Below are 14,207 nucleotides of genomic sequence, written 5' to 3' on the forward strand. Positions count from 1 at the left end.
TAACTAACGTACCGCATCCGGTGACGGATACAGCACACTACCAATTAATCTGCCGGAAAGAAAGGCCGGCTGCCGGAATAGGGCGCTGCATCCGGGCCGTGAGCTGAAGGGAAAGGATCAGGTCTTCTGCTTTTTCTTCTTGGCCGCCGGAAACAGCACGTTGTTGAGAATGAGGCGGTAACCGGGAGAATTCGGGTGCAGCGACAAATCCGTGGGCTCTTCCTCCACCAGGTGCTGGTAGTCTTCCGGGTCGTGGCCTCCATAGAAGGTCCAGGTACCTTTGCCCAGGGTGCCATGCATGTAGCGCACCTCGCCGGAGGTTTTATTATCGCCCATTACTACCACATCGGGCTTGATGAGCTGCTTGCGGAAAGCCGTGGTCTGGCCCATGAAGCCTTTGATGGTCTTCTCATGGTTTTGGGTGAGCATGGTGGGCACGGGGTCGTACTTGGCTGAGAAGGTGAACAGCTGGAAGTAGTCGTTGTCCTCGTACACGCCGCGCTCCTGGGGCTGCATGTCGATGTTGCTGTATTCATACTGGTAGGGGTCGCGCACCAGCTGGAAGTCTTTGAAAGCCAGTGTGCGGTTGAAGTTGAGCTTTTGCTGGGCGTTGGGGTCGGCGGGGTCGCCATCGTACATGCTTTCCACCATATCCACGCCCAGGCCGGCCAGGGCAATATCATAGGTATCGGTGGCGGAACACATAGCAAACAGGAAACCGCCCCCCGCAATAAACTCCTGCATGCGGGCCGCCACGGCCCCTTTCATCTGGCTTACCTTGGTGAAATTGTGGCGCCGCGCCGTCGCTTCGGCATCGTGCTGCTGCTGCTGGTACCAGGGGCGGTTGCGGTAGGTAGCGTAGAACTTGCCGTACTCGCCGGTGAAATCCTCGTGGTGCAGGTGCAGCCAGTCGTACTTAGGCAGGGCGCCATCCAGCACCTCATCGTCGTAAATCTGGTCGTAGGGTATTTCGGCGTAAGTCAGCACCATCGTCACGGCATCATCCCAGGGCTGCTTGCCTTTGGGGGTATATACCGCAATTTTGGGCACTTTCTCCAGCTTCATGATATCCATGTTGGCGTTGGGGTCCGCTATTTCGGAGAGGATGCCGGTGTACTGGGCAGCACTGATAACCTGGAAGCTCACGCCCCGCACGGCCAGCTCATTTTCCAGCCCCTGGGCATTCTCGCAGGCAAAGGACCCGCCGCGATAGTTCAGCAGCCAGTCTACCTCTATCTGTTTGGTCAGGAGCCAGTAGGCAATGCCATACGCTTTCAGATGCTCTTTTTGGGCCTCATCCATGGGAATGAAGATATGATTGGCCCAGGCCGAAACCGGCCCCGCCAACCCTGCCAGCAGGAGCGCCACCACAAGAATAAAACGCTTCAATACCATCGCTAAAACCGGAAAAACTGCCGTCTAAACAAATGTACCAAAACCGCTGGGCATTTACCCGAAAGCGGTTACCTTGCAGAACCCGCCAACCTGGCTACCCCGAATTTCGGGCGTGCTTCGGCTTTTGAGGGTTTCTGCCATGCACCTGCTAGAAAACATCAAAGAGGCATTCCGTTCCATTCACAGCAATCTGCTGCGCACGGTACTCACGGCCCTTATTGTCAGCATTGGTATTATGTCGCTGGTCGGTATTCTAACGGCCATCGATTCTATTAAGTATTCCCTGAACCAGACCTTCGCCAGTCTGGGCGCTAACTCCTTTGAGATGACGGCCAAAGGGTATACCAACCGCATGCAGCGGGGCGGGAGACAGACCAAAACCTATCCGGCCATATCGTATCTGCAGGCCAAAAAATACAAGCAGGAGGTGGGGGATGAGGCCAAGGTGGGCATTTCGGCCTTTATTGCCGGCGCTACCGAGGTGAAGGCCGATGGCGAGAAAACCAACCCCAACATGAACGTGGTGGCAGGTGATGAAAACTACCTGATGATTCAGAACTACGCTTTAGGCACCGGGCGGGCCTTTTCGCAGACCGAGCTGGACAATGGCACCAACGTGGCCATTGTGGGCTCCGAAATCAAAGACAAGCTTTTTCCGCAGCAGAGCCCGGTTAATCAGTATATCTACTTTCTGGGGCGGCGCTTTCAGGTAGTAGGCGTGCTGGAAAAAAGCGGCTCCACTATGGGCGGAGGCGGCGCCGACCGCACCCTACTGATTCCGCTGGAAACCGGCAACCAGATGCCCCGCCAGCGCGCCCTGACGTATGATATTAAAACGGCGGTGGTGCAGCCCGAAAACCTCGGCTTTGTGATGGGCCAGGCCACTGGCATTATGCGCGCCGTGCGCCACGACCAGCTGGGCCAGGAGAATTCCTTTGAAGTAGAGCGGAGCGATTCGCTGGCCAGCAAGCTGGATTCTCTCTCAGGCAACCTGCGCATAGGCGGCTTTCTGATTGGCTTTATTACCCTGCTGGGAGCCAGTATTGCCCTCATGAATATCATGATGGTATCGGTAACGGAGCGCACCCGGGAAATCGGGATTCGCAAAGCACTGGGCGCAACGGCCCTGCAGATTCGCCAGCAGTTCCTGATTGAGGCCATTGTTATCTGTGTGCTGGGCGGCACGCTGGGCATCATTTTAGGGGTAGCCATGGGCAACTCCATTTCCCTGTTTATTGGCGAAGGCGCTTTCCTGGTGCCGTGGCTGTGGATGTCGCTGGGTTTGATGATCTGCATCAGCGTAGGGCTGGCCTCGGGCTATTATCCCGCCAGCCGCGCCGCTCAGCTAGACCCAATCGAGTCCCTGCGCTACGAGTAAGCAACGTTAGAGGCGCTGCCCTTTGAGGGTTGTTCAGCCGGTCCAATTCCAAGAGTTTCTGATTTTTCGGAGTGCGCGGTTTCGTACTTCTTTGCCTGAGCTAAAGCCGGCGGCTTCTAATTTCCTGCATCTGAAAGGGTAGAAGAAGGCCTACAGCTACATGGCCTGGAACCAGGTAGTCATGAGGGGAAGGCAGCTTTATAAGCTGAGAAATCTGTTGACGTTGGAACAGGTCAGATACCCTACATGCGGCATGAGAGCTAGGCTCTACCACCATGTTCGTCGCTAAATCAACCCCGCAGTAAGTAGGAGAGTGGAGTAGCCCAACGGCCGTTGCTTCCTGACGGAGACATGCCATGGTAGCCGTATAGTTAAGAATAGGCTTATGCGTTGTTGACCGCTGTTAATCAGGAGCCTCTTATCGTATTAATTGATGGAATTAAAAGAGCGTTACGCCTGCCGTGATTGTTAATCGCGCTGTCAAACATCAATGCCGCTAGACAGCTAAGAAAAACAAGAATTCCAACCGTCCTTATCTACTCCTCAAATGAGCAGGGTATAAGTTGTTTGCAATAACCATTTGAGTATATTTGTTGATTGATTTGGTATTACTCATTTGGGAATATGATAAAAGAAGAAACCATCGGCCAGCGTTTTAGTCAGCTTATCCAGGAGCTGGGAATGACGAAAAACGCCTTTGCTATATCCCTGGAAAAGACGGCCACCGTTATTCAACATTTGGTTGAAGAGCGAAATAAACCCGGTTTTGACCTTTTGTGTAAGGTATTTGAAGTATATCCAAATGTATCAAAAGACTGGTTGATGCAGGGTGCCGGCCCAATGTTCTCTGGCTCTGTGCATGAAGCGGCAAGTCCTGCTCTTGCTGAGTTAGCACCCCAATCTTTTATTACAGCAGAAGTGCCAGCCGGGCCCACAACCACCACTCCCGAAGAACCAACTAGTTCAGTGGCTTCTCCTGCAGCTTCTGAAAAAACTACAGAGCAGCCAACAGTTCCCACACCGCCTGCTGCTATTGTGAGCGAACCACATCTCGTAGGGCATCCGGCTGTTGCCGCTAATGCAGCACCCGCTACGGCACCAGCCTTGCCTGCTGTAGATACCAGCTGGCAGACTGCTTTGTACACGCAGCAGATGGCGCATCAACTGGCCATGGCCGAGCTACGCAATCAGCATTTGCAGGAGCAGCAGCGCCTTATGCAGCAAATGATGGATCTGATGCAGCGGCAGCTGGTTAAATAAGTAACTGCAGAAAAAGGAAGCGAGGATTCCTTCCTAGTGTTTCGCGCAAATAAGATGGCCCTGTTCTTTTGATTCAAAAGAACAGGGCCATCTTATTTGTCCGGGCTTCGCTGCTAATGCTGCAGCACCTCAAAGCCAACTTCCTCGGCCTCCATCAGGTTCTGCGGGTTTACACTGGTCAGGCGCAGGCGCTTCATCTCACCCACCAGTAGCGGGTCGTACCGGGCCGTTACGCGGATGTAGTTGGGCGTGAAGCCTTCCATCTGACCGTTGGTCACGTCGTCCTCAAACAGGACTTTCGTTTCCTGCCCCACGTGCTGCTCGTAGAAGTAGCGCTTTTTCTTTTCGGAGAGGCTGCGCAGCTGGGTGGTGCGCTCGTGGCGGTGGCGGTCCTGCACGCGGCCGGGCAGAGAGGGCGCCAGCGTATTGGCCCGTTCGGAGTACGGGAATACGTGCAGATAGCTGATGTCCAAGTCGTTCAGAAACTGGTAGGTTTCCAGAAAGTCCGCTTCGGTTTCGCCGGGGAACCCCACAATCACATCTACCCCAATGCAGGCATGTGGCATCACTTCCTTAATCAGTTGCACCCGGTCTATGTAGAGGGCGCGGCGGTAGCGGCGGCGCATCAGCCCGAGAATCTTATCAGAGCCCGACTGCAGTGGAATGTGGAAGTGGGGCATAAACCGCTTGGAGCGGGCAACAAAACGGATAATCTCATCCGTTAGCAGGTTAGGCTCGCAACTGCTAATGCGGAACCGCTCAATGCCTTCCACTTCATCCAAGGCCTGCACCAGGTCGTAGAAGTTTTCCTGCCGCTCCCGGTCAGGGCCCTGCAGGCCGAAGTCGCCGAGGTTTACGCCTGTGAGCACAATTTCCTTCACGCCGGTTTCGGCCAGCTTCTGCACCCGCTCTACTACGCTCTGCACGGAGCCGGAGCGGCTTTTGCCGCGGGCCAGCGGAATGGTGCAGAAAGAGCAGGAGTAGTCGCAGCCATCCTGCACTTTCAGGAAGGTGCGGGTTCGGTCGCCGTAGGAGTGCGCGGCATGAAATTCGGTGGCCTCGGAAATGGGGGAGGCAAACACCCGGCCCGGCTGCCCGGCGGCCGGCTTCTGAAAGCCAGCCAGCGTTTCTACCAGCTGAAATTTCTCGGCGGCGCCCAGCACGGCGTGCACGCCGGGAATCTCCGCAATTTCATGGGGCTTGAGCTGGGCGTAGCAGCCCACAATAGCCACAAAGGCCTCGGGGTTATGCTTCAACGCTTCCTTCACCACCTTGCGGCACTTGCGGTCGGCATGGTCCGTGACGGAGCAGGTATTGATGACGTAGATGTCGGCTGCGTCCTCGAAGGCTACTTTGGCGAAGCCGTGTTCTTCGAACTGCCGGCCAATTGCCGAGGTTTCGGAGAAGTTGAGCTTGCAGCCCAGCGTGTAAAAGGCAACTTTTCTGGTATCCATAAGCAAGAGGGCAAAGATACAACGCCTTGGCGGAGCTGCCGAATCAAGTTTTCCCGCGCTGCCGAAGCTTCCGCTAAAATCCCGCTGCCCTAAGCTTACAAGCCAGGCAAGGGGGCAGCTTTATCGATGCAGAAAGTCATCGAAAGAGGCCTGCTGATAGGCTTGGCCCAGGCGCAGCTGCGCGCTGGTAACGCTGTCCGTCTTGCTGATGAACTGCCGGGCGGCGTTGTCATATGTAAAGGTGTTTGCTGGAGTTACGAGCCCAAACCCATCGGTAAAGCAGTAAAAAGCAAACGGCTTAGTGCCTGGTTCGAGCAGATTGCGGCTGAACGTGTAGCCGGTGGCCGGTAAATGCAGCTGCGCCAGTAGGGTGGCGGCAACATCTGTCTGCGAGCCTAACTCGGGTACAATCAGGTCCCGGGCAGCGGGAAGCAGGGCGCCACCCGTGAACAGCAGCGGAATCCGGAACTTGGCCGGGTCGTGGTTGGGGGAGTTGCCGGGCAGGGCGTGGCCGTGGTCGGCCACCAGCACTATCAGGGTATTGTTCCACCAGGGTTGCTGGCGGGCCTGGCGCAGGAACTGGCCCAGGGCATGGTCGGTGTAGTAAACGGAGTTGCGGAACTGGTCGGCTTCGCTGGAACCCTTGAACCGGGTGGGCATGGGCACGTCAAACGGCTCGTGGCTGCTCAGGGTGAAGGCCGTCACGAAAAAAGGCTGCTGCTGGGTGCGCAGGTCCGCCAGCACCCGGCGGAACAGGATGTGGTCGTGGGCGCCCCACTTGGAGTTTTGCTCCCTGGCGTGGAAGTCGGCGCGCTCCGTAATATGGTCGTAGCCCCCGGCCACCAGGTAGCTTTTCATGTTGGCGAAAGCCAGCTCGCCGCCATAATAATAGTGAGAGGCATAACCCGCCGCCTGCAGACTGCGGTTTAGCTGCGGCAGCTGTTCCGTTTTGCGGGGGTATTTAATAATGCTGGTGTTGGGCTGATTGGGATACCCGCTCAGCAAGGAAACCAGCCCTTTCTGGCTCCGGTCGCCGGCAGCGTAAATATTGGTGAACAACACGCTGGAGCTTTGCAGGCTGTCCAGGGTGGGCGTTATACCCCGCTCCCCGCCCAGGCTGCCCACCAGTTTGGAGGTGAAGCTTTCCAGAATGATAAACAGCACGTTCGGGCGCTGCACCCGGAGCAGCGCAACGGTAGAATCCGGGGAGGCGGGCAGATAAAGCTGCTGCACCAGGCGACGGGCCGTGGTATCCGCCATGTACGGATACGGATTGGCAGTGGCGCCCTGCTGCGCCAGCGCATTTACCACGTTCCAGGCTACGTTTAGGGCCGCATGGTTGGCAAAAGGCTGGGGCGAAAAATAAACGTCGCTCTGGTTTACGGGTATCTGCTGCACGCCCCCACGCAGCGGCACTATCAGCAGCAACAGGTAGAGCAGGCTCACCAGGGCCGCGCGCCCGCGCCCAAACCCTTCGGGTAAGGCAGGCAGCCTGCCCACTCCTTTAGTATATAGGAGCCACGCCAGCAGCAGAAGGCCGGCAAACAAAGCCAGCAGCAGCGCCCACGGCGCAGCCCCGGCCGAGGCCAGCATTTCAGAGGGAGTATTCAGGTATTGCAGGGGCGTGGCATCGAGCCGGAATCCCCAGGCGCGGTATAGCTCCAGATCAGAAACCACCATAAAGCTGACCACCACGCCCGCCACCGCCGTGGGGAAGCGCAGCAGCTTTTCCATGGGAAAGCGCGGCCCGGCCAGGCTGCCCAGCAGGAAAATCACGAACGGCAGCAGGCATAAATAAGCCGCTGCCGAGGCATCCAGCCGCAAACCGTACCAGAGCAGGCGGGGAATGGTGCCGGCCGCCAAGCCGCTGAGGTGGTCCGCTTGGTAGCCCAGAAAAAGCAGCCGGGCCAGAATAAAGTACGCCAGCCAGAAGCAGAAGAGGCGCGGCTGAAACGTAAAACGGTTTCTCACGCCACAAAAGTAAGATGAACCATTGGGGAGTAAGGCAGGTTGATAGGTTTCATCCGAAAATAGCTCGACGGCAGGGTCGCAGAGGCAGGGTAGTTGAAATAGGGGGGTATACCCATTTTTTTGCTGGTAATATTTAGATAACACAGGTATTCTGAAGGGGTGTTGTTGAAATTATGAAGGAAATTTCAGAAAAACACCCCTGTTTTAGATAGGCTTGTTTGGATAATAGTGTTTGCCAGTTCTACCTTTGCCTAACTCAAGTATAAGTACACGTTAAACTCTTTATGGCCATTCTTCGCTTCAAAGCTCTTGAACTCGTCGACCAGCGCAAAACGGTCGAGGTGATTTCATCCGGTGAACGTCGTTCCGATTCGTTCGGGAAGAACGTGTTCAACCTGGACGCCATGCGCTCTACCATGCCCGGTGAGTACTTCAAGAAGCTGCAAGCTGCCATCAAGCAAGGCTCGCCCGTAGAGCGCTCCGTTGCCGATGCTGTGGCCTCTGCCATGAAAACATGGGCCATGGCGAAAGGTGCTACGCACTACACGCACTGGTTCCAGCCCCTCACCGGTGCCACCGCCGAAAAGCACGACTCCTTCTTCGACCTGAACTCGGACGGTCGTCCGATAGAAAACTTCAAAGGCTCCGCGCTGGTGCAGCAGGAGCCCGATGCTTCCTCGTTCCCGAACGGCGGCATCCGTAATACCTTCGAGGCCCGCGGCTATACTGCCTGGGACCCCACTTCGCCGGCTTTCATTATTGAAACGGCAGGTGCCAAAACCCTGTGCATTCCTACCATTTTCGTTGCCTACACCGGCGAAGCCCTCGACTACAAAGCACCGTTGCTGAAGTCGCTGGCGGCTTTGGAAAAGGCGGCGGTAGATGTGTGCCAGTACTTTGATAAGGACGTAAACCGCGTGTCTACCACGCTCGGCATCGAGCAGGAGTACTTTGTGGTGGATAAGGCGCTGTTTGATGCGCGCCCTGACCTGGTGATGACCGGCCGCACGCTGTTCGGCCACGCACCGGCCAAAGGCCAGCAGCTGGAAGACCATTACTTTGGCTCTATCCCCAGCCGCGTGCATGCTTTCATGCTCGATTTCGAGGAAGAATCTAACAAGCTGGGCATTCCGCTCCGTACCCGCCACAACGAGGTGGCCCCCAACCAGTACGAGTGCGCGCCTACCTTCGAGGATGCCAACCTGGCCGTAGACCACAACCAGCTCCTGATGGATATCATGGACCGGGTGGCCGAGAAGCACAACTTCAAAGTGCTGCTGCACGAGAAGCCTTATGCCGGCGTAAACGGCTCGGGTAAGCATAACAACTGGGCTATGAGCACCGATACCGGTGTTAACCTGCTGGCTCCGGGCAAGCGCCCCAAGGAGAACCTGCAGTTCCTGGCCTTCTTCATCAGCACCATTAAAGCAGTGCACACCCACGGCGACCTGCTGCGCGCCAGCATCGCCTCGGCCAGCAACGACCACCGCTTGGGCGCTAACGAAGCGCCGCCGGCCATCATGTCGGTATTCGTGGGCTCTATGCTGGATTCCGTGATGGATGAGTTGGAGCGCACCGCCAAGCTGCCGCTGGATAAAGGCGACAACATTTACCTGAAGCTGGGCATCGATAAGATTCCTGCTATCCTGCTCGACAACACCGACCGTAACCGCACCTCGCCCTTCGCCTTCACCGGCAACAAGTTCGAGTTCCGGGCCGTGGGTTCCTCGGCTAACAGCTCCTCGTCTATGACGGTGCTGAACACTATTGTGGCCGATCAGCTCATCGAGTTTAAGAAGTCGGTGGATGCCATGATTGAGCAGGGCAAGAAGAAGGAAGTAGCCATTGTGGACGTGCTGCGCGACTACGTCATCACTTCCAAGAACATTCGTTTTGAGGGCAATGGCTACTCCAACGAGTGGAAAGAAGAAGCCGAGCGTCGGGGTCTGTCCAACATTCCTACCACACCACAGGCGCTGGACGCCCTGATTACGGAAGCATCGACCCAGGTTTTCCAGCGGCACAACATCTACTCGCACGTAGAGCTGCATGCCCGCCACGAAATCCTGCTGGAAGACTACATCAAGAAGATTCAGATTGAAAGCCGCGTAATGGGCGACCTGGCCGTGAACCACATTATTCCCACGGCCGTGTCTTACCAGACCAAGCTGGTAAACAATGTGCGCGGCCTGCGCGAGTTGGGCCTCGACGATGAGTACACGCAGGTAACGGTTGATACCATCAAAGCTATTTCGCGCCACGTAGCCACCATCAAAACGCAGGTGGATGAGATGGTGAATGCCCGCAAAGTGGCCAACAAAATGGAAGACACGCGCGAGCGGGCTATTGCCTACTGCGACAACGTGAAAGCGCATTTCGATGTCATCCGTCGCTCCGTTGATAAACTGGAGCTGATGGTGGCCGATGAGGACTGGCCCCTGGTGAAGTACCGCGAACTTTTGTTCCGGCACTAAGCCCACCAGGGTCAGAATCGAACCGAAGTTGGGTGGGAATTTTCTTCGGTCTCGATTTCGAAAAAGCCGTTCCGGGTGGGGCGGCTTTTTTTCGTTTATGTCACTCCATTTCATTAAAAAGCCGCGTCTGCATCCGTAGAAGTGGCTTTTCTGTTTAGAGTTAAGTTTTTATGAAAGAGCCAGTCCAGTTATATATCAATTTTGATATACGATTAATATATTGGCGTGTGATGCAGTATCCTGCTGCTGATCTGGTACAAGCAACCTTGTAGGCTGCTGCGGCACCACAGCCCCATACTTTCATACTACTCTTCTACCTTCCACCTAACCCATCTATGCCTGCTTTACGGTACCTGACTCTATTGGCCTCATTAGCCATACTTCCTTTTCAGAAAGGGGTAGCGCAAACAACTGAACAAATAGCGCAAGCTCCCGGGAAAAAAGCAACCGGGGCGCGTCTCCTGGTGGGAGGCGCCTTATCGATTGGTGGGGACCGGGTGGCGGAAGTGTATTTTACGAACGGCAATACTCAATCCGTTAAAGCGGGGCAAGGCATTTCCTTTGCCGTGGGCGGTGAATTTCAGCTTCCGAAAGTCGAGAAACTGCTTTTGCGGGCTACTGTGGGCTATAAATACGTCACCACGGCGGCTGAAAACGCGCATATCCGTTTAACACGGGTACCCATTGATGTAACGGCGAACTGGATGGTTTCCAACCGTATCCGAATAGGCGCCGGGTTGGCTATGCACCGAAGCATTCAATTCAAGGCCGATGGTATAGGGGAGGATATGAAGTTCAAGGGCGCCAATGGCCCCATCTTTGAAGTGGCGTATCGGGGAGTGGGTTTGCAATACACTGCCATGAAGTACACCGATCAACAGAACCATTCCTATGCGGCGAATTCCATTGGCCTGGCTTTTACAGCGGTAATACCCCGTCGTTAGAGGGGCTCATATAACCACCTTGCTCGCCTTATAAAATGGAAAAGCCCACCTCATTTTGAGGCGGGCTTTTCCATTTTAATATTAAGCTATATAGCCGAACTAGTTCTGCTTGGTAGCAGGCACTTCATCTACTACACCTTCCGTTTCTTTATTTATTACTACGGCAGTATCACCGGGCTCCCGGGCCATATCTTCCTGTACTTCGTTGGCTGCGTCAGTTGCAGCAGCACCCGTCTGCTCGGCGGCGTTTTCAGTCGCGTTTTCGGTATTCTCCTGCTGCTTTTCGGTGCAGGATACCGTAGTAAGGGCGGCAAACGTAGCGGCTAGCAGGATGGATTTAAAGGGCATTTTCATAAGAGTCAGGGTTGGTTGTTCAGGTCCCGTGTACGGGAAGCTCAGTAGGAAGGCTGCATTGTTCCTGAAATTTTGTGTGTTATTCTCTGCTGCTTGTATTACACAGACCCCGCTCAAGAAGCAGTAAACGGGTCCTTTCATACCTTCGGGCCATTATTTTCAGCGCTGTATAGTATCAGATAAAAAACTGTTTTTTAGGTACTTTCAGAAACGGCAACGGCTAATGAAGCTGTTTGGGAAGCTCGGCGTCATCGTCCATCACCTGAGCTCTGCTGCCTGCATCGGGCAGGATAACTTTTATGGTGGCTCGCTTCAGCTCATCCAGGCGGTGGAGGGCGTCGACCACGGTATCATTGGCCTTGATTTTCTCAAAAACGCCGGCTTTATTGGCCAGCTGTAGAAGCTTTTCCAATACAAACGGCAACACCCAGCCCACTACGTTGGAGGCCAGCACCCCGCGCAGCCCAATGCGCACCAACAGGCGGGCGGCCATACGCTCCAGCAGCAAGGTGCGGGCGGCCGGCATGGCTTTATTCGCCAGAAAATCGGCTACCAGCTTCACATTGCCCTTTTTTACTTCCGACCGAAGCACTTCCTGAATGGATTCCAGGGCAGCCAGAGCGGTTTTGCGGAACAGGCGCCCGGTTTGCCAGGCCGCCAGGCCCGAGACGCGGGCCACGTTATGCAGGAAGGGAAGAACTCTCTTAGGGTATTTCATAAGGCAGCAAACCAGCACCACTTATCGGTACCGGGAAACAAGGTAGCAGGAGAATAAGCAAAAGGCATCCTGGGGAATCTTTATACGGGTAACAGGGTTTGAGAAGCCCTATTAGCCCTTGCACATCAATATTGAAAGGAAAATACGGAGAAGCTTTCTACGTGTTTTTTGGGATATTATTATTTTTGTGCGACTAAGACGCCTCTATGCCCGATTTGCTGCTTGACATAAACCTTCAACAATTGCCCGATGAATATCTGGCAGGTACATGGCGAGTTTCCGACCGGGTACTAAACCAAACGAATCCGAACAGTGCTCTGGCCCTGGCGACCAACTTTGTACTGCAGCCCGGATTCTTGCAGCTGCACGCCCCCGGCCATACGGCGCAGGGCGACTGGACCGTGCAGCGAGATGAGCTGCTGAACCGCCCTTACCTGCAGCTGCAGCTTTCCGAGGAAGAAACCCGGGCCCTCATTACCCGCATGCGCCGCTCCCCCGATGGGGAGTTCAGCTCACTGAACCTTTATTTTCAATCAGGAATGGAGATGCAGCTCACGCGCCCCTAGGGCGTGCGTTGGGCCTCATTTTCGATAGATTCTACTACTGTTTTTCAATGGCAAATAGTCTAGTTCCTTCCGGTGAAGATTTCCCGATAACGCAGGACGCCAGCCAGTTTCGATTTCTGGCCGAGCTGATTCCGCAACTGGTCTGGATTACCGATTCGGTCGGCTTTCATACCTATTTCAATCAGCGGTGGATTGAATACACCGGGTATACCGTGGAGGACAGCCGCGGCACCGAAATGTGGAACAACCTGCTCCACCCCGAGGACCGGCAGCGCGCCCGGGAGCGGTGGAACCATTCCCTGCAAACCGGCGAGTTCTATGAAATAGAATACCGCTTTGTTTCCAAAGAAGGCAGCTACCGCTGGTTTCTGGGGCAGGCTTTGCCGCAGCGAGATGAAGAAGGCCAGATTATTCGCTGGTTTGGTACCTGCACTGATATTACCGAGCAGAAGCGCCTGCAGGAGCAGCTTGAGCGCTCTTACTCCGACCTAGAAGCCAAAGTAACCTTCCGTACCCTGGAGCTGGAGCATCAGCTACAATCTATGCGCCAGCAGCTCAGTAAAGAGGCTTAGCCAGCTGAGAAAACAGCATATCGAATTAAAAGAACGGCCCCACAGGCCGTTTTTTTATGGCCGCTACCGTAAGCTGACCTTCAGCAGGAAGTGAATCAATACTTTTGAAGATGCAGACAATCGTGATACAGCAGCCCGGTGGTGCCGAGGTGCTTCAGGTGCGAGAGCAAGCCATTCCGCAGCCCGCGGCGCATGAAGTGCTCATTAAAGTGCAGGCCGCCGGCGTCAACCGGCCCGATGTATTGCTGCGCCAGGGCAAGTACGGCGGCAGCGGCGACGTAAGCGGAGTAGTGCCCGGCCTGGAAATAGCGGGCACGGTAGAGCGCTGCGGCGCCAACGTAACCCGCTGGCAGCCCGGCGACGCCGTGTGTGCTTTGCTGGCCGCCGGCGGGTACGCCGAATACGCGGTGGTAGATGCCCGCCATTGCCTGCCCGTACCCGCGGGCTGGAGCATGACGGAGGCGGCTTCCTTACCAGAAACAGTGTTTACCGTGTGGCACAACGTATTTCAGCGCGGGGCGCTGCAGCCCGGTGAAACCTTGCTGGTGCACGGGGGCAGCAGCGGAATCGGCATCACAGCCATTCAGTTGGCGCAGGCGTTGGGCAGCAAGGTGGCTACCACGGTAGGCAGTATTGCTAAAGCTCAGGCCTGTCAGGCGCTGGGTGCTACCTGGGCCATCAACTACAAAGAGGCCGACTTTGAGGAAGTATTGCGCCCGGAAGGTGTAGATGTGGTGCTGGACATGATTGGCGGAGACTACACCCCTAAAAACCTGCGCCTGCTGAAGGATGATGGCCGTTTGGTGTTTATAAATGCCATGCACGGCGGCCAGCTGGAGACCAATGCGCTGGATATTATGCGCGGCCGCCTCACCATTACCGGTAGCACGTTGCGGCCCCGCTCCGCTGATTTCAAAGCCACCTTAGCCGCCGAGGTAGAAAAGCACGTGTGGCCCTTACTGGCCGCCGGGAAATTCCGGCCGGTTATCTACCGGACCTTTCCGCTGGCCGAAGCTGCCGCGGCGCACCGTCTGCTAGAAAGCAGTGAGCACATTGGCAAAATTGTGCTGGAAGTAGGAGCAAGGAAGGAATAAAAACGAGTCATCCTGAGTAAAAGCGAA

12 protein-coding genes are annotated in these 14,207 nt (G+C 55.5%); 7 read left to right on the forward strand and 5 right to left on the reverse strand.

The features are described 5' to 3' along the window. Positions 1-117: 117 nt before the first annotated feature. Positions 118-1,395, reverse strand: coding sequence for a hypothetical protein (locus AM218_RS05745; RefSeq protein ID WP_054412684.1), 1,278 nt, complete (start codon positions 1,393-1,395; stop codon positions 118-120). 139 nt (positions 1,396-1,534) lie between these two features. Here AM218_RS05745 and AM218_RS05750 point away from each other — a divergent pair, with 139 nt between their 5' ends. Beyond that, positions 1,535-2,773 (forward strand): ABC transporter permease, encoded by a 1,239-nt coding sequence (locus tag AM218_RS05750; protein ID WP_054412686.1) that lies wholly within the window; start codon positions 1,535-1,537, stop codon positions 2,771-2,773. Positions 2,774-3,397: 624 nt separating this feature from the next. Next, positions 3,398-4,033: a helix-turn-helix domain-containing protein gene (locus AM218_RS16720; RefSeq protein ID WP_157547536.1), complete on the forward strand. Its 636-nt coding sequence runs from the start codon at positions 3,398-3,400 to the stop codon at positions 4,031-4,033. 113 nt (positions 4,034-4,146) lie between these two features. On the opposite strand, the gene mtaB is transcribed toward AM218_RS16720, so the two are convergent. Beyond that, positions 4,147-5,487: a tRNA (N(6)-L-threonylcarbamoyladenosine(37)-C(2))-methylthiotransferase MtaB gene (gene mtaB / locus AM218_RS05755; RefSeq protein WP_054412688.1), complete on the reverse strand. Its 1,341-nt coding sequence runs from the start codon at positions 5,485-5,487 to the stop codon at positions 4,147-4,149. A gap of 120 nt (positions 5,488-5,607) precedes the next feature. Then, positions 5,608-7,458, reverse strand: coding sequence for an LTA synthase family protein (locus tag AM218_RS05760; RefSeq protein ID WP_054412690.1), 1,851 nt, complete (start codon positions 7,456-7,458; stop codon positions 5,608-5,610). A gap of 284 nt (positions 7,459-7,742) precedes the next feature. On the opposite strand from AM218_RS05760, the gene AM218_RS05765 reads away from it, so the two are divergent. Together AM218_RS05765 and AM218_RS05770 are read left to right on the forward strand one after the other, a co-directional pair. Further along, complete coding sequence (locus tag AM218_RS05765; RefSeq protein ID WP_054412692.1) at positions 7,743-9,932, forward strand: glutamine synthetase III family protein; 2,190 nt, start codon at positions 7,743-7,745, stop codon at positions 9,930-9,932. A gap of 335 nt (positions 9,933-10,267) precedes the next feature. Then, the gene (locus AM218_RS05770; protein WP_231717555.1) at positions 10,268-10,876 is read left to right on the forward strand and encodes a hypothetical protein; all 609 of its coding nucleotides are present in this window, start codon (positions 10,268-10,270) and stop codon (positions 10,874-10,876) included. 99 nt (positions 10,877-10,975) lie between these two features. Here AM218_RS05770 and AM218_RS05775 read toward each other — a convergent pair whose 3' ends face one another. Further along, positions 10,976-11,230 carry a hypothetical protein gene (locus AM218_RS05775; RefSeq protein ID WP_054412694.1) on the reverse strand — a complete coding sequence of 85 codons (255 nt, stop codon included), beginning with the start codon at positions 11,228-11,230 and terminating at the stop codon, positions 10,976-10,978. A 220-nt stretch (positions 11,231-11,450) separates the two neighbouring features. Further along, positions 11,451-11,948 carry a hypothetical protein gene (locus AM218_RS05780; RefSeq protein ID WP_054412696.1) on the reverse strand — a complete coding sequence of 166 codons (498 nt, stop codon included), beginning with the start codon at positions 11,946-11,948 and terminating at the stop codon, positions 11,451-11,453. A 206-nt stretch (positions 11,949-12,154) separates the two neighbouring features. Between AM218_RS05780 and AM218_RS05785 the strand changes: the two genes are divergently transcribed. From AM218_RS05785 to AM218_RS05795, 3 genes are all read left to right on the forward strand, one after another. Beyond that, entirely contained in the window at positions 12,155-12,514 is a 360-nt protein-coding gene (locus tag AM218_RS05785; protein WP_157547538.1) for a hypothetical protein, read from the forward strand. A gap of 47 nt (positions 12,515-12,561) precedes the next feature. Continuing rightward, on the forward strand, positions 12,562-13,086 hold the full coding sequence (locus tag AM218_RS05790) for a PAS domain-containing protein (protein ID WP_054412701.1): 525 nt from the start codon (positions 12,562-12,564) through the stop codon (positions 13,084-13,086). Between the two features lie 110 nt (positions 13,087-13,196). Next, the gene (locus AM218_RS05795; RefSeq protein ID WP_054412703.1) at positions 13,197-14,180 is read left to right on the forward strand and encodes an NAD(P)H-quinone oxidoreductase; all 984 of its coding nucleotides are present in this window, start codon (positions 13,197-13,199) and stop codon (positions 14,178-14,180) included. Positions 14,181-14,207 lie beyond the last annotated feature (27 nt).

This window comes from Hymenobacter sp. DG25A, from assembly GCF_001280305.1.
Classification (GTDB): Bacteria; Bacteroidota; Bacteroidia; order Cytophagales; family Hymenobacteraceae; genus Hymenobacter.